The sequence below is a fragment of the Bradyrhizobium sp. 154 genome (genome assembly GCF_023073875.1).
GTDB lineage: Bacteria > Pseudomonadota > Alphaproteobacteria > Rhizobiales > Xanthobacteraceae > Bradyrhizobium.
In genome coordinates this window covers 1-14,204 of the sequence record NZ_JADPKG010000117.1, presented here as the reverse complement: position 1 = coordinate 14,204, position 14,204 = coordinate 1, and the positions used below count along the sequence as shown (strand labels likewise).

General features: G+C 59.5%; 11 protein-coding genes and 2 pseudogenes. 4 read left to right on the top strand and 9 right to left on the bottom strand.

The window, feature by feature from the left end; genetic code table 11:
* Positions 1–57: 57 nt before the first annotated feature.
* Both IVA92_RS31095 and IVA92_RS31090 read right to left on the bottom strand, forming a co-directional pair.
* Positions 58–1,215: an AI-2E family transporter gene (locus IVA92_RS31095; protein ID WP_247278869.1), complete on the bottom strand. Its 1,158-nt coding sequence runs from the start codon at positions 1,213–1,215 to the stop codon at positions 58–60.
* A 189-nt stretch (positions 1,216–1,404) separates the two neighbouring features.
* A complete protein-coding gene (locus tag IVA92_RS31090) occupies positions 1,405–2,442 on the bottom strand; it encodes an alpha/beta hydrolase (protein ID WP_247278870.1) in 1,038 nt (345 codons plus the stop codon).
* Positions 2,443–5,242: 2,800 nt separating this feature from the next.
* Between IVA92_RS31090 and IVA92_RS31085 the strand changes: the two genes are divergently transcribed.
* The 3 genes from IVA92_RS31085 (at position 5,243) to IVA92_RS31075 (ending at position 6,548) form a co-directional block, all read left to right on the top strand.
* Entirely contained in the window at positions 5,243–5,614 is a 372-nt protein-coding gene (locus IVA92_RS31085; RefSeq protein ID WP_247278871.1) for a hypothetical protein, read from the top strand.
* Positions 5,615–5,830: 216 nt separating this feature from the next.
* The gene (locus tag IVA92_RS31080; RefSeq protein ID WP_247278872.1) at positions 5,831–6,100 is read left to right on the top strand and encodes a hypothetical protein; all 270 of its coding nucleotides are present in this window, start codon (positions 5,831–5,833) and stop codon (positions 6,098–6,100) included.
* Positions 6,101–6,179: 79 nt separating this feature from the next.
* The gene (locus tag IVA92_RS31075) at positions 6,180–6,548 is read left to right on the top strand and encodes a hypothetical protein (protein WP_247278873.1); all 369 of its coding nucleotides are present in this window, start codon (positions 6,180–6,182) and stop codon (positions 6,546–6,548) included.
* A gap of 194 nt (positions 6,549–6,742) precedes the next feature.
* On the opposite strand, the gene IVA92_RS35845 is transcribed toward IVA92_RS31075, so the two are convergent.
* Entirely contained in the window at positions 6,743–6,871 is a 129-nt protein-coding gene (locus tag IVA92_RS35845) for a hypothetical protein (RefSeq protein ID WP_256464968.1), read from the bottom strand.
* A gap of 110 nt (positions 6,872–6,981) precedes the next feature.
* Here IVA92_RS35845 and IVA92_RS31070 point away from each other — a divergent pair.
* Positions 6,982–8,115, top strand: a pseudogene (locus IVA92_RS31070) (IS3 family transposase).
* 229 nt (positions 8,116–8,344) lie between these two features.
* On the opposite strand, the gene IVA92_RS31065 reads toward IVA92_RS31070, so the two are convergent.
* The 6 genes and pseudogenes from IVA92_RS31065 to IVA92_RS31040 form a co-directional block, all read right to left on the bottom strand.
* The gene (locus IVA92_RS31065; protein WP_247278874.1) at positions 8,345–9,205 is read right to left on the bottom strand and encodes a transglutaminase family protein; all 861 of its coding nucleotides are present in this window, start codon (positions 9,203–9,205) and stop codon (positions 8,345–8,347) included.
* An 18-nt stretch (positions 9,206–9,223) separates the two neighbouring features.
* Complete coding sequence (locus tag IVA92_RS31060; protein ID WP_247278875.1) at positions 9,224–9,601, bottom strand: response regulator; 378 nt, start codon at positions 9,599–9,601, stop codon at positions 9,224–9,226.
* Positions 9,598–11,154 (bottom strand): PAS domain S-box protein, encoded by a 1,557-nt coding sequence (locus IVA92_RS31055; RefSeq protein ID WP_247278876.1) that lies wholly within the window; start codon positions 11,152–11,154, stop codon positions 9,598–9,600. The genes IVA92_RS31060 and IVA92_RS31055 overlap by 4 nt, the downstream gene beginning before the upstream one ends.
* A gap of 492 nt (positions 11,155–11,646) precedes the next feature.
* Positions 11,647–12,375, bottom strand: coding sequence for a Crp/Fnr family transcriptional regulator (locus IVA92_RS31050; RefSeq protein WP_247278893.1), 729 nt, complete (start codon positions 12,373–12,375; stop codon positions 11,647–11,649).
* A gap of 160 nt (positions 12,376–12,535) precedes the next feature.
* Complete coding sequence (locus IVA92_RS31045; RefSeq protein WP_247278877.1) at positions 12,536–12,778, bottom strand: hypothetical protein; 243 nt, start codon at positions 12,776–12,778, stop codon at positions 12,536–12,538.
* A 590-nt stretch (positions 12,779–13,368) separates the two neighbouring features.
* A pseudogene (locus IVA92_RS31040) lies at positions 13,369–14,204 on the bottom strand (transposase); the annotation flags it as partial.

Below are 14,204 nucleotides of genomic sequence, written 5' to 3'. Positions count from 1 at the left end.
TGCAAGGGCCGTCTTCCGGCGACGCGGTCCTCAATCTTCTCCGGGAGCGACACCGGACTAGCCTTCAAGGACGTGCCCCAAAGCTTTGAGCGGACGCACGCGATCGCTAACGATCTTGAGGATGGCCAGCATCGGAACGGCCAGGATCGCTCCGGGCACCCCCCACATCCAGAACCAGAACACCAGCGAGAGGATGACTAGCACCGGGTTCAGGGTGAAGCGCCGGGCAAGCAGCATGGGAGTCAGGGTTTCGCCTTCGGCGAGGTGGATGCCGAAGTAGAGGGCCGGAGGCAGCAGCGCCCACCACAAGCTATCGAAGCTCAACATGCCGGCCAGGAGGAAGATGACGGTCCCGAACAGCGGTCCTAGAATTGGAACGTAGTTGAGCAGGAAGGCCGCGGCTCCCCACAGCAAGGGGTCTCCAAGTCCGCAGAAATACATCGCAACGGCCGTTGCAATTCCCACTGCAGCATTCATGGCGGTGATTGTAAGAAGATAGGCAGATATGTCCGCTTCGATCTGCTGAGAGATGTCCACCGCCTGCCTCTTGTCGCCGAAGTTCGGCAAGACCTCGACGATGCGTCGCAGAAAAATGTCTCCGGCAACCAGCAGAAAATAGAGCACCAGAACGGTCGTAAACAGGCCATCGATAACAGCCCGCGTTCCAGCGAATAGCGCGCCGGTAAGGCCGAGATCGTTACGGACCGCAACGGTGGCGCCCTTCTTCTCGGGAGCGTCAGCGACGTGCTCGGCCTGCTGGATGACTTTCTGCAGCGCTTCGATCGGGCGCTTCAGAACGACCAGGTGAGTTTCGAGGCGAGGCAAGCCCTCTGGCAATTTCTCCGCCCAAGTCGCGGCAGGTAGCGACAAGGCTGCCACAAAACCCACGAGGGCTCCCATGACCATCAAGATCGCCAAGAGCGCTCCGATGGCACGGGGAAGACCGATACGCTCGAGCAGACGGACGGCGGGTTGCAGAATGAGCTGCAACACGAAGGCGAGCACCACGGGCAGTATGATTGAGCTTGCCACATGGACGGCTGTCAGCACGGCTAGTGTTAACAGACTACCGAGAAAGAACGTCTGCGGACTGGACGGCAGCGGCATGTCGGTATCGTCGGCCGCCTGCGGTGGCGAGGCAGCAGGTTGCGGCACGCCGACATTCGGCCCTGGCGACGAGGGGAGTTCCTGCGGCAACTTTGACAGTGAGACCACGACGCTTTCTCCATCGCGATATTGGGCTTGTCACCCCGACCAACTGAGGCAGCTTCAAACGGCCGGGAAGGCGATGCCGCTTCAGGCCTCTAGTCACATAAGCTAATCGGCCCGGCTTCACGGTTCGGTCACAGCGGGCCTGTTCGCCGATTGGAGACAAGAAAGCACACGTTCCCTGTGGGAGCTTTCCTAGGCTCTGGCAAACCTGCGTGGCGCGTTTCCGCCGATGTCTGTCTCTGCAGCAGCCTCGTCGATGGCCGCCATCAACTGCACCGTGGCAGACTGCTGGATCATGTGCCCTGCACCGGCAATACGGTGCAACTTGCTATGAGTGACTTCACCGTGCAGCCTAACCGATTGCTTGTTGATATCGATGAGACGATCCTCATCGCCGGCAATGATGATGGTGGGCATCTTGAGGTGGTCGTAGGTCTTCGCCGACTTGAATGCGGCGGGTATCATCAACGTCGCCTCCGCCGCGCTGGCGCGCATCTGCGAGGGTCGCAACACCAACTCCTTGGGGAAGCCGGCGAACTTGTCTGGGACTGGCGACGGGCCGAACATCTTGCGCAACATGGAAGGCCATAGGAGGCGGCCCGAGATCGGCGAGATGGTGTGACTGACGGCATCGCCGATCCAAGGTGTCGCAGACATCGAAGATGCCGCCGCGTCAACACGGACCGTTGGAAAATAGTAACCCGACGCCAGCACCAAGGCTTCGACAAATGATGGATGTCTTGTCGCCAGCGCAAGAGCAACCGCCGCACCCCATGAGTGTCCAAGCACGATCGCACGCTGGACGCTCAGCCGATCAAGCGCTTTTCTGAACAGATCTGCCTGTGCTTCCGGGGTCCAGATCACGTTTCTTGGCCGCGAGCTGTGTCCAAATCCAGGGCGGTCAAATACGATCACCCGAAACCTGTTGGCCGCGAGCTCGATCAGGCCGCTTGATTCGAAATCCTGGATCATGCTGCCGTTGCCGTGCAGGAGCACAAGCGGACGCCCATTGCCGCGTTCCACGTAGTGCAACCGGACGCCATCGATCTCCAAGAACTGCCCACGGGGCGGGTTATCGCGCTCCGCTTTCTTTGCGACTCGTCGGTTTACGATCGCTAGGGCACCGAGAAGGGAGGCTGCCCCGGCAAGTGCTATGAGTGCGGGATGTCTCCGCAAGACAGTCGTGTAGTCGGACTGGAGGGAAACGGCGCGTGTTCGCGGGAGTGCCATGTGCAGTACCTCATGTGATCTGCACGATGACTCAGGCGAATTGAGAAATGTTGCAGCTCATCGTCAACGGTCGCCGCGGAGCCTTCGTTCCTAACGCGACTTGGAGAGCATCATTGTCACTCCCCGGCCCAAGATTTACTCTTACTGATCAGTCGAGTGCTGGCGTCCAGACATGATGACGAGGAACATGTCGACGTTCGTCTCGAGCTCGCTCGTTTTGGGACATGCAGGGAGAACAGCCGGCTCAGACAGCCTTTGCATTTCGACCGATCTGCCGGCCAAACTGCCGCGCAACGCGAGCCGTTGCTCGGGCATCACGATACAGACAGACAGTTGGCTGCGCCAATCGGAAATGGAGCCATTGGCCGGCGCCCGCTCCGTTGGTCAGCGCAATACGAGCTCAATCTGGCCGCCCTCAATAACCCTCGTCGCTAGAGCGTCGCGCGCCATCTTTTCGATGGCCGGCCAATTCGAGAGAAGGTACCTCTGCGCCTGAGCTTTCGTCGGAAAACCGGTTTGCAAAACGCAAGTCTGACGCACGTTTCCATTCGCGATTTGGAAGGATACCCTTTGAGGTCCGTCCTGAATCTCTCGCTCGGTTGGCTCGGGAAACTTGCGCATCGTATTCCTTCACGGGTTGCTGAAAGATTTCGTTGGCGAGGGTTACGACGACCTCCGCACCTAATGACGCGAGCCCGCTGCTCGATCCGCGATGCCGAGGTCTGGAGCAAGGTTGTCAGTCAGACGCGCTTTAAGCGGCGAGGCCAAGTCGTTCGGCCAAACTCGATGGGTATCACATGGCTATTGCTCGTTCGTTCCGCAAGTGACCGTGGCAAGAGCCTGCATTCCGCTTGCAAACTTAAGGGGTCAACTGACAGTAGCCCCTACACGGGTCAAGCCGACGCGCGGTCCGCTGTTCTGCTGACAGCCTACGGCTCTAAGGGAACAAAGGGTGGAACGGCAGCTTGAACCTGGCGGCAGAACCAAGAGACTGGGAGCCGCGAAGAAAAGCCGTTCGGTGTAACGCCCGGCGGCTTTTGTTTGATGGGCATCTCTCGAGACCTGTGCGGTGTCATCCCGCAAGCCGGGACGTCTACAGCGCGATTGCAAATGCCTCCCCTATCTGGGGCAGTCTGTGCGGACATGAACGTCAAGCAAGGGCCCGAGCTCAGAGTACCTGACTGCGTTCTGCACGACCCACGCGAGCTCGCCGCACCTTCATCTGTGCGCAACCCGGGAGAGCTGATGTGGTCGTCCACTGTCGCAGCAATCCTGCCCTCTTCGCGTCGCCCCCGTGAATTGCATCACGTCTGCTTTACCCCTCCATAGTTGAACTCCGATGCGACAGGACGGAGGAACACTTCACCCCCCAGTCGGTTTGGTTCCGAGTACTTGCGGGACGCGCTGCTTCAACACTCACGCGCATCGGAATTGGCATGGCTTCCGTCAAAACGGGGCTGAACAGATACTTCACATTGATTGAGCGTCGAGTGCCCACGAAAGTGGGGACCTTCATTCGCTGGCTGCGAGAGCCTCCCAATATCTGGATCCGTTTCATTTTCGCCGGGGTACTTATTCTCGGGGGCGTCCTCAGCTTCCTGCCCCTCTTCGGCCTCTGGATGCTCCCCCTTGGACTGCTTCTCATTGCGCAGGACATTCCGATCCTGCAGAAGCCTCTCCTCGCCGCGCTGCGATGGATTGAGATGAGGTGGAAGCGGCTAAGGCGACGTTTCAGAACGGAGGCTTCATAACAGCGACGAGACCAGTCGCGCGAAGCAAGCCAGAATGACGCGACAGTGCCGCTCGCGGCATCGGCGCAAATCCTCGTATTTGGAACGTTGGGTTGAGCCGGGCTTGGTCCGGCAGGAGGTCACTCAGACCACGGCATCATGCGCACCCGCGGAGAAGACCAGCCGGTAGACGGGGAGCGCGCCCAATTGACTCAAAAGCTTGAGCCTGGCCACACGCCATCTGTGATCAAGGAAGAGGCGAACGACCGGGACTAAACCGCAATTTCCTGTCGGCATCGGGGGCGTCCGATCCGGGCGCGCTGCTTTCTGATGCTGCCCGCAGCGATGGCTCGTTTCGAAAGCATCAGAGTGCGGGCATTCTCCCTTAAAAAGTTGCGTGTTGATGCTTTCCAGTAGGTCTCGTCCACCTGCTGAGGATTGGCGATCCCGCCTGCGGTTTAGAAAACTTACGCAGTCTGAAGCGAGTTTCTATGAAAATGGGAAGTGTTCGTGCGGGAGGAACGCCCACTGAGATGGCCGAGCCGCGTAGCGTCCGGATCACTGGTCTCCTCTTCCTGAACACCAGCATCAAAGCCGCTCCCGCTGGAACGAATCCACGTGACTGGGGTCGGAATTGCGGGGGACTGCGGCTTGTCACCTGTGGTCTCTTTGCCACGGCGCGACCATGGCCCGTGCGATTCCATGCCTCGGCGCTGCGGACATAGGGGCTCGGCCGAGGCCTGGTTGAAGCGGGTCGGCCCGGCAGAACGTAATCGGGATCGCAGTCTCGATCTCAGATCTCGGATACGGCCCCAGTTCGGTTTGTCGACAGCCGACCTCTGCCAGCCGCAGCCTCTTCCCTAGGAACTAGTAGCAAGCGACAGGATTGGTACCGTGCTCCGGCTCCAAGTCCCCCCTTGCGCTGCCGGAGGCGTCCCAGCGGTCCCAGCCGCCAAAAGCTGGGGCCGTTTTTTTGTGTCGACCAACCGCCGTCGAGTTGGCCTCCGCCTAGCAACTGCGGGCGGCGGAGATATGGGAAGCTTTCCGCGCCTGGAAAATGCCATGCGAGAATGTTGCGTACATGGTCGATCTATCCGGCGCTGCTCGCGCAGTTTACGGGCTCGATTGTCAGACAGGCCAAGAGGCGCGAGGCCGAGCGACAAATTTCTGAATGCGCACCTTGTTGTGGGGGCGTGGAAGAGGGCCCCGCGGGCTCGCTCGACTGTGGCGAGAGCTCGGACTACGCGGCGAAATGCATGCGAGCTACCGCCTTCTGTGGCTCTCAAGAAGTAGCAACCTTCCTTTACGAGCTCCTGCTGATTGCTGTCACCCGTTTTGATGATAGGAACAATGTCGAACGTCGCCGTTTAAGGTCTACCCGCAGTGACCTCTATCTGATCTCGAGCCGCTGGCTGGATTATCTCGGCAAGGTCTACGATTAAGGCGGCACAAATGGTACGCGTGACATCTGTCTCCTGGACGGCTGAAAAACTTGAGCGCCTACAAGAGCTCGTCAGCGGGGGTGCTTCCGTCGCTCGAGCAGCAGTTGTGCTGAGACGATCCATGTTTTCCGTCCAGCAAAAGGCGCGCGAAATCGGCTCGCCGTTTCCCACGCAGAGAACTTTGCGCGGGCGAGCGTTTGCGAAAGGCACCGGTGCATGACGATCCGTTCCCGACGCGAAGTCGTCACCTTCAACCATCCGTTCCGAATAAGAGGCATCGACCGACAGCTGCCAGCCGGCGTCTACGAGGTCGTCACGGACGAGGAGATGATCGAGAGCCTTTCATTCGCGGCATTCCGTCGCGTTGCTACCGTGATCAAGGTGCCGGCGGAAGGCTCGGCTGGATTGACGATGGAGGCCATCTCGATCAGCCCTGCCGACTTGTCGGACGCGCAGCGTATCGACGCAAGCCCATCCAACAGCTAACAAGCCGCTTGACCTCTTAGCCATCCTGATCTGGACGCCTCATATTTCGAGAGGCATCTGAGAAGGAGGTCGCCTTTAGGTGGCCGGCCTCGGCGAGCACGGCGACAACACTTGGGCCGCATGTTGCAAAATTGATAGATCGATTCAAGGAAGCGAGATGATGGGCAATTTCACGGTGAGGGTCGCTCGTATTGAGATGATCGAAAGCAACGAACGAGGTGAAGACATTCGTTTGACGTTTCACATCGAAGGGCATCAGACCAGTTTCAACTTGCCGATCTTCCTGAACTCTCGCGAGTTCGACGACACTGAAGTCGTCAAGATCGCTCGCAGCAAGTTACATGATGTTTTTGATCAGCTTTGCAGTCAGTGCCAGGATTGGCAACTATCGGAAGACGAGCGTAGCCAGCTGGCAGGCATTAACGTGCGGCCATCGACGCGGGTCTAGATGTCGCAAGATCCTTCGCTCGATGAAGGTGGCTCTTGCCGAGCTTTGGTCGGAGCTGGGTCGAATAAAGAGGCGGCTGACTGAGGCGTCCTCAATGCTTGGTGCTCACATTTCGATATACTATAGAAACGCAGAACAAGGGTTCATTCGTCGAGCGCACTTCGACTGCTAAATCGGGCCGCTCACGACGGGTTTCATTTGGCGATACCGGTCAATGTATGCATCGCCTCTAGTTCGGCGGCCTTCTGATTGGGCAGGCGTAAACCTTGATCGTCTGCAAAGAAGTCTCGGCCACTCTGGATGTCGAAGAAATAGCGTTCCATGACGACTCCCTAGTTGCATGCAGTGAGCTGGCCCCGCAAATCTGATCAGTGCGATAAGTGGAGTTTCTGCCTGACGGCGGGCAAGATTGACCCGCGAGTCAGGAGAGACGATGAGCAGACGAGCACGGCGGAACCACACTCCGGCCTTCAAGGCGAAGGTGGCGCTTGCCGCCGTCAAGGGTGACCGCACGCTGGCGCAACTAGCGGAGCAGTTCGACGTTCACCCCAATCAGATCACATCGTGGAAGGCCCAGCTCGAAGGCAGCGCTGCCGATGTTTTCGGTCCGGGCGGCGGGAGTCGGATCGCCGAACCCACCGTCGACGTCAAGTCGCTGCACGCCAAGATCGGCGAGTTGACGCTGGAGAACGATTTTTTAGAAGGAGCGCTCACCAAGGCGGGATTGCTGAGCGCAAAGCGATGATCGACCGTGAACACGATCTGCCGATCAGCAAGCAGGCGGAAGCTCTGAACATCAGCGGCGGCAGCGTCTACTATCTGCCGCGTCCAGTGCCGCCCAAAGACCTCGCGCTGATGCAACGGCTCGACCGGCTGCATCTGGAATTTCCCTTCGCCGGTTCGCGAATGCTGCGAGGCCTGCTGGCTGCCGAGGGGTGCAAGATCGGCCGCCGGCATGTCAAAACGCTAATGCGGCGGATGGGGATAGAGGCGCTCTACCGCCGTCCGCGCACCACCCAACCCGAGCCCGGCCACAAGATCTATCCGTATCTGCTGCGCGGTATGGAGATCACGCGTCCGAACCAGGTCTGGGCGATGGACATCACCTACATCCCGATGGCGCGAGGCTTCGTCTATCTGGCCGTGGTGCTGGACTGGGCGACCCGCCGGGTTCTGTCGTGGCGGCTGTCGATCACCATGGAGGCGGCATTCTGCGTCGCGACACGGGAGGATGATGGCCCGTCACGGCAAACCGGAGATCTTCAACGCCGACCAAGGCTCGCAGTTCACCGGCGCGGCGTTCACCGGCGTGCTCACCGACAACGGCATCGCCATCAGTATGGACGGCCGGGGCGCCTGGCGGGACAACGTGTTCGTCGAGCGGCTGTGGCGCAGCGTCAAATACGAGGAGGTTTATCTGCGGGCCTACGAGAACGTCAGCGAAGCGCGTGCCTCGATCGGCCGATACCTCGACTTCTACAATGGCCGCCGTCCACATTCGAGCCTTGACGGCAGCACACCGGATCACGCCTACTTCACCTCGCTGCCGCTCCGCACGGCAGCCTAACCCCGGCAGAGGCTCCACTTATCGATGCGGAGATTCTGTTCAGACAACCGGGACCGGCTCACAGGAAGAGTAAACTCGCCCTCTAAGCGCTTCGACGCCACGGGAGAACGCCTCAGTCGGTCGTAGAGGACAATAAACGGGTGGTCAGATCGTTGCTGGAATCACTCCGCGCGGCTGCAGCCCGACGACCTAGTAGCTTTCTTGCCGATTCGCGCCCAAGCGGCTTCTCTTAATTAGCTGAAACAGTGACTTCCACGGTCATTTTGGAGTAAGTCGATCCCAAGTAGCTTCCGGACACCGGCATCACTTGTCGAATGTCCCGCGCAACAGCAACAGGGATCAAATTGTGGCCTCCTACACTACGGTTGGTCGGGTCGAATGTAATCCATCCTGCGCCCGGAACGTAGACCTCGGCCCAGGCGTGGGTCGAACCGGAACCCGCTGAGCCCACCCGGCTCATGTCTGGGTCGTATAGGTACCCGGAAACAATTCTACTCCCGAACCCAAGGATACGAGCGGCTTCCACGGACAGCGTCGCCATATCTCTGCACGTTCCGATGCCAAGCTGGAGTGTCTCATCCGGAGAATGAGTGCCCTCGGCATCCCGGGCTTCGTAGCGTATCCACTGTGTGACCCCTTGGTTCAGGTCTTTGAGCAGGGACAAAGTGTCCGTTGTGCTGCCGAGCACAAATGATCGAGCCCACTTTCGTAACGCATCGCCGCCATTCAGGTACTGAGGCGTGGCGAGTGCTCCCAGGTCCGTCCACTCTTCGTCGCTGTACCGGAATGGATAGGAAATGGCCGAGGCAGCAATGGGAAACACGGGCCAAGCGCTGGAGGTCAGCTCAACCTCTGCAACACTTTCTAAAACGAGCTTGTCTGTCATGGCCATGAAATTGGCCATCGCCACAGCATTTCCGAAGACGTCTTCGGCCCAGGTTATCTCACAAGAGGGCGTTATTTGAAGATCATGAGAAAGAAGCCGCAGGTCGCGACCTTCGCGAGGGCGCAGCAATAATCGATGCGCGTTGAGGCCGACCGTGCTTTCAAAGCGATATTCCGTCCAGTGTTTTATTCTTAGGGCTGTCAACCGCGACTCCTGACCGCCTCAACTTTTACGGTGGCATGTCGAAGCAACGGCCGTGACCAGCCGCCGCGCGTCGACAGGTTTGTGCAGGCAAGGCGCATCCTTGAGGTCCGGCGGGATGATCGCGGAGTCGTAGCCGGTCACCAGGAGGACCGCGACGCCGGCAGCTCGCAGCGCTCTCGCGGGCTCGAAGGTTGGACCCTGGCCGAGGTTGATGTCAACCACTGCGCAATGAGGATGATTGTCTTGTAGCGCCTGCAAAGTCTCCTCGAGGTCCCGACAGGGGCCAAGCACGTGCGCGCCGGCGTCTTCCAATGTTCGCTGCGATTCTTCGGCGATGTAGAAATTGTCTTCGAGCACCAGAACGGAAACGCCGGTGAGCGGATGGGGCGCAATCATGTAGCGACCCCTGAAGGTTGAATGTTGCGATAGGCGACCGGACTGTCGGATTGAAAGATGCTCTCTCCCTGGGCGAGCGGGAATGCGATTGTGCAGCAAATCCCATCTCGTTGGACATCCACGCTCCCCTGTCCCCGCAACTCGTAAGGTACGCGTTTGGTGATCAACTCGGTCCCGAACCCGATTCGACGGGGTCCTCCAGCCGGAATGACGGATACGCCATGCTCTTGCCAGGTCAGGCGGAGCCAATCCTTTTCTCCGTTGCGCTCCCGCGACCAAAACACATTTAAGTGGCCGTCGGGCTGGCCCAGGGCTCCGTACTTCAGCGCGTTCGTGGTCAATTCATGGATTGCGAGGGTGAGAACTTCCGCCGCCTTGGGCGGCAGCGTCACCGCGTCTCCTGAGATCGTGAGACGCTCCTCTGCAACGGCGTGAGTGAGGAGCTCTTGGCGGATCAGCCCGTCAAGATCAACCCCAACACCTGCCCCGCGGGTCAGCAGTGCCTGTGTCCGTGCCATAGCTGTGATCCGGCCCTCCAAGTCACGCCTGAATTCTTCAACAGAGGCGCCATCGCCCTTGGAAACGATCGATCGCACCATGGCCAGTACGTTGCGAACCCTATGCTGCAGTTCGGCGAGGAGAATGCCTTGGCGTTCTTCGTTGCGCCGCCGCTCGGTGGTGTCCTGACCGATCTTCATGAATCCGCGCACCGTGCCCTGCGAGTCACGCAGGGCCACGGTTTGGCCGTCGATGAACACCCGGTTTCCTTCCTTCCGCCGGTGCCACCTGACGTTTGGCGCGGCGCCATGCTTCCGAGCCCCCTCAGTCTCCATCACTGGGACCCCGGCCTCCTGGTCTTCGTCAGTGAACAGCACAGCGCCGGACTGTCCGATGATCTCATCGGCCTTCCAGCCGAAGATCGCCTCGGCGCCGGGGAACCAATCGGTGATGATATCCTGCGGGTCGCTAAGAAAGATGGCGTAGTCGCGGGCGTTCTCGACGATAAGCCGAAAGCGTTCCGTGTTGGTCTCAGTCTCGCGGATTTTCCGCAGCCGGTCGATGACCGGGCCAAGGATCATGGCGTAGGTGCGCAGAAACTGGATGTCGTCGTCTCCGAACTCACGGGTCTCGCGCGCATCGACCTGCAGCAGTCCGAAAGCATTGCCCCCCGGCAGGAAGATGGGCACGTTCACAAGTGCAACGACACCATGAGCCTTCATGAAGTCCGGAAAGTCGAACCGGGTCTCCTTGACGATATCTCGCGTGACGACCGGCTCGCCCTTGTCGAGGGCAAAGCTTTCCGATGAACGTTCATGGAGGGGGATGCGGGCCTTGCCAACAACGTCCGGTGCCCAACCGACGCCCGCGAGGACGACGGCGCTGCCCCGCTCGCGCTCAATCTCCAAAACCTTTGCAAGATCCGTATTCAGGGCATCGGCAATCAGCCGGCATCCCTCCGTCAGAATGGCTGCAAGATCCTCGCAACGAAGGACGAACTCACCGAACTTTGCGAGCGCGCGCTGGCGATCACTAGCCTGATTTCGACTGGTCAACGCCGGCCCTCATTCGGAAATTGTTGGAAGCACCAGAGCCTATGCTCCCGGGAAGAGTATACTCCCAACGGTGGCCAGAGTAGTCGGTTCCTCTCGGCGCTTAGTGGAACTATTCAACCTAGGCCGCGGGGGGCGACCGAGAACCGGCCCGTCGCCCGACGCGCGTCGAACGGCGGACCGTCCCGGGTGGATAGCGCGTCTAGATCGCGCCACAGACCAACTGCGCAACCTCTTCCTTCAGCGTGTAGTTCCTATCATGCATCAGCAGCGTTAGTTCGCAGCAACGCGATGTCGAACAGTCGGTGTCGGCAAGGTCGAGGACAAAATTGTCATGGTCGAAGGCTTGAGGGACAGGCGAGCGTTGCCGTCGCTCAAAGGCAGCCGTTAGGCTCCTCCGGAGGACGTTTGCTCTACCGCCCGCTCCAGACATGCCGCTGCGCTGCCGACCACGAGATGGGCCACGACTAGAAGTCGCGGAGCGGCGCACCTTTGTCACAGCGAAGAATTCTGATGGAGATAGGTCGGATCGAACTGGCCCAACCGTTCCAGCCGCTCCTTTTCAAGCAGATAGAAGGATTTCCGCTCCGTCGTGACGAGACCCTCGTGCCTAAGCTGCTGGAGGGTTCGGTTGAGGTGGACGACAGATAAGCCGAGGCAATCGGCCAATTCGACTTGCGTGATCGGAAGCTCGAATGAGCCGTTTGCGGTCCGGCCGATCATTTCAAGTCGTGCATGAATCTCTGCAAGCAGGTGCGCCATACGAGGCAGCGCTTGCCTGCACCCGACGTTAATGATCCATTCTCGGAAAATCGCTGAATCGATCAGCGTCTCGCGCCAGAGCGCGGCCGATACGTTTGGCCGCCGGCGGATCAACTCGCGCAGCGCATCGTGCTGGATGAAGCCTAGGGTGCAATCCGAGAGGGCAGTTAGGTCATGGTCCATGACCTGCAGATGCAGAGCCTGAAGGTCGGGGATTTCTCCCGGAATATGAATCGAGAGAATTTGGCGTATTCCATCCGGCGTGAGCTTGGACCTAAACGCAAACCCATCCACGATCAGGCAGGATTCCGAAGGCCGATCACCCTCGCGCACGAAGCAATGATGGGCCGCTACCCGCTGGCCGCGGATAGGAAGTTGTTGAATAGCCAGAATATCGTCTTGATCCAGCCGATTGTTCTTTTTGAGTTTCAGGACGAGCGCAGCCGTCAAGGTACTGGGCATCACACGCCACTCCTTGCTTGAGGAAGCTTGAGCCGGCATGGAACTGACCGCTCCGACCGACAAGGCGGGAGCACAACACTCTCGGCCGCTGGCGCCCAAACTTCAGCCAGCGGTGAGGTGATAAGCATAGGTTAAGAGGACGGTTCCAAACCAGCCCATGTTAATTGCGGGCCGTTGCGTGTTCGATTTCAAAGCGCAACGAGACCAGCAGAACGGGGCCGAATTCACCGCGAACTTCGATTGCCAGAGTCCGGACGACCGAACCAGGCAGCACGTCCTTGGCGAAGTCTGCCATTGCTCGGGAAGCGGCCAGCTTCACTTCGTCCAACGTGGCGATCTCCACCCCGGTCTCATCCGGAATGAACCTCTCGTTATCGCGGGTATCGAAGTAATAGCGGGGCATCAAGGGAAAGCCGGGGGATTGATTGTCGTTCCTATCGTCCCCACTCACGCAAGGGGCTTGGTTGGCTCTAGCGTTTCGCGGCTTCGTCCGCGAGCTTTTGCCATTCGCTAGCTAGGCGGAGCCAGGACTCGTTGTCGATCCGACTGGTCGCAGGAGCCGCCAGCATCCGACACTCGTGTGCCTCCTTGCGAAATCTGGCAACATCGGAACCGGTCATCGTGGCTAAATAATGCACAAACTCGAACTAGGCATCAAAAGATAGCCCGCTGGGCCGGAAACAACCTGTCGGGCTCTTTTAGGTCCGAGCCTGTGCTTCAGCCCATTCCGCTCCTGCTTCTCGTTGCCGGCAGGTCTCCTGTTCGCACCTCAGTTCATCTGCGCGGTTGTCGCGACAAATAGGCGATAGTCGACGGTTGCGGTCGGCGCCTGAGACAGCTTCGGATCTTGGTTGTGTGCAAACGGATAGGTCGGCACGCGGCCGTGGTCGACCATCATTGCGGGCGGCCGATGTTGTCGCGTCGGATCGTCCAATGGCGGCCAAAGTGGGTATCACGACGCGGTATTGCGCTTTTGGACGCACTTTCCGGCCTTCAGGAGGCGCGGATGGCTGCAATCAGGCTCGGTTTGCCGACGATGTTCATCACCCGTGTGAGGTTGTAGGCGAGAACATGCAGCGCCATCTCAGCGGCGACATTCCGTAGGCGCTTCATCAGGAAGTGGGTCGCACCCATACGGGCTTTTATCGTGCCGAAGGGATGCTCGACGGTCTCGCGCCGCGTCCGCATGGCGTCCGGATTGGAATCGAGCCGTCTCTGGACCTCCTCGACCACATGCTCATGCTCCCAGCGCGCGATGCGGCGCTCCTTGGACGGCGTACATTGGCTCTTGATCGCGCAGCCTTGGCACGCCGCTGTCGACCAGCAACGGCGCAGCGTCATTCCATGCTCGATGTTGGTGTAGTGATAGGGCAGCAGCTGGCCGGATGGGCAGCGGTAGACGTCCGCATCAGCCAGGTAGGCGAAGTCCTGTTTGCCGAACCGGCCCTCCGCCTTGGCGTTCGACGTCATGGGCTTGGGCAAGGTGACTGCAATGCCGGCCTCTTCGCAGGCTAATATCTCCTCTCCGTCGAAGTAGCCACGGTCGGCGACCGCCTCGAGTTTGTCCATTTCGAGCACTTCTTTGGCTTGCTTCGACATCCGAGCAAGCTGCCCACGGTCGCTGCCGACGTTTATGACCTCGTGCGTAACAATCAGATGGTGTTCGGTGTCCACTGCGACCTGGACATTGTAGCCGACGACACCCGATCCGCGTCCGCTGGTGGCCATCTAACGGGCATCCGGATCGGTGAGCGATATCTGTTGATCCGGCGTGTTGCGCATCTGCGCATCAAGCACTTCCAGGCGGCTCATCTCCTGTTTCAGCCGAG

Bases quoted from the DNA above. Each gene is read 5' to 3' on its own strand.
- IVA92_RS31090 (WP_247278870.1), bottom strand. From the start codon at position 2,442: ATGGCACTCCCGCGAACACGCGCCGTTTCCCTCCAGTCCGACTACACG.
- IVA92_RS31085 (WP_247278871.1), top strand. From the start codon at position 5,243: ATGTTGCGTACATGGTCGATCTATCCGGCGCTGCTCGCGCAGTTTACG.
- IVA92_RS31080 (WP_247278872.1), top strand. From the start codon at position 5,831: ATGACGATCCGTTCCCGACGCGAAGTCGTCACCTTCAACCATCCGTTC.
- IVA92_RS35845 (WP_256464968.1), bottom strand. From the start codon at position 6,871: ATGGAACGCTATTTCTTCGACATCCAGAGTGGCCGAGACTTCTTTGCA.
- IVA92_RS31060 (WP_247278875.1), bottom strand. From the start codon at position 9,601: ATGATTGCGCCCCATCCGCTCACCGGCGTTTCCGTTCTGGTGCTCGAA.
- IVA92_RS31050 (WP_247278893.1), bottom strand. From the start codon at position 12,375: ATGCCCAGTACCTTGACGGCTGCGCTCGTCCTGAAACTCAAAAAGAAC.
- IVA92_RS31045 (WP_247278877.1), bottom strand. From the start codon at position 12,778: ATGCCCCGCTATTACTTCGATACCCGCGATAACGAGAGGTTCATTCCG.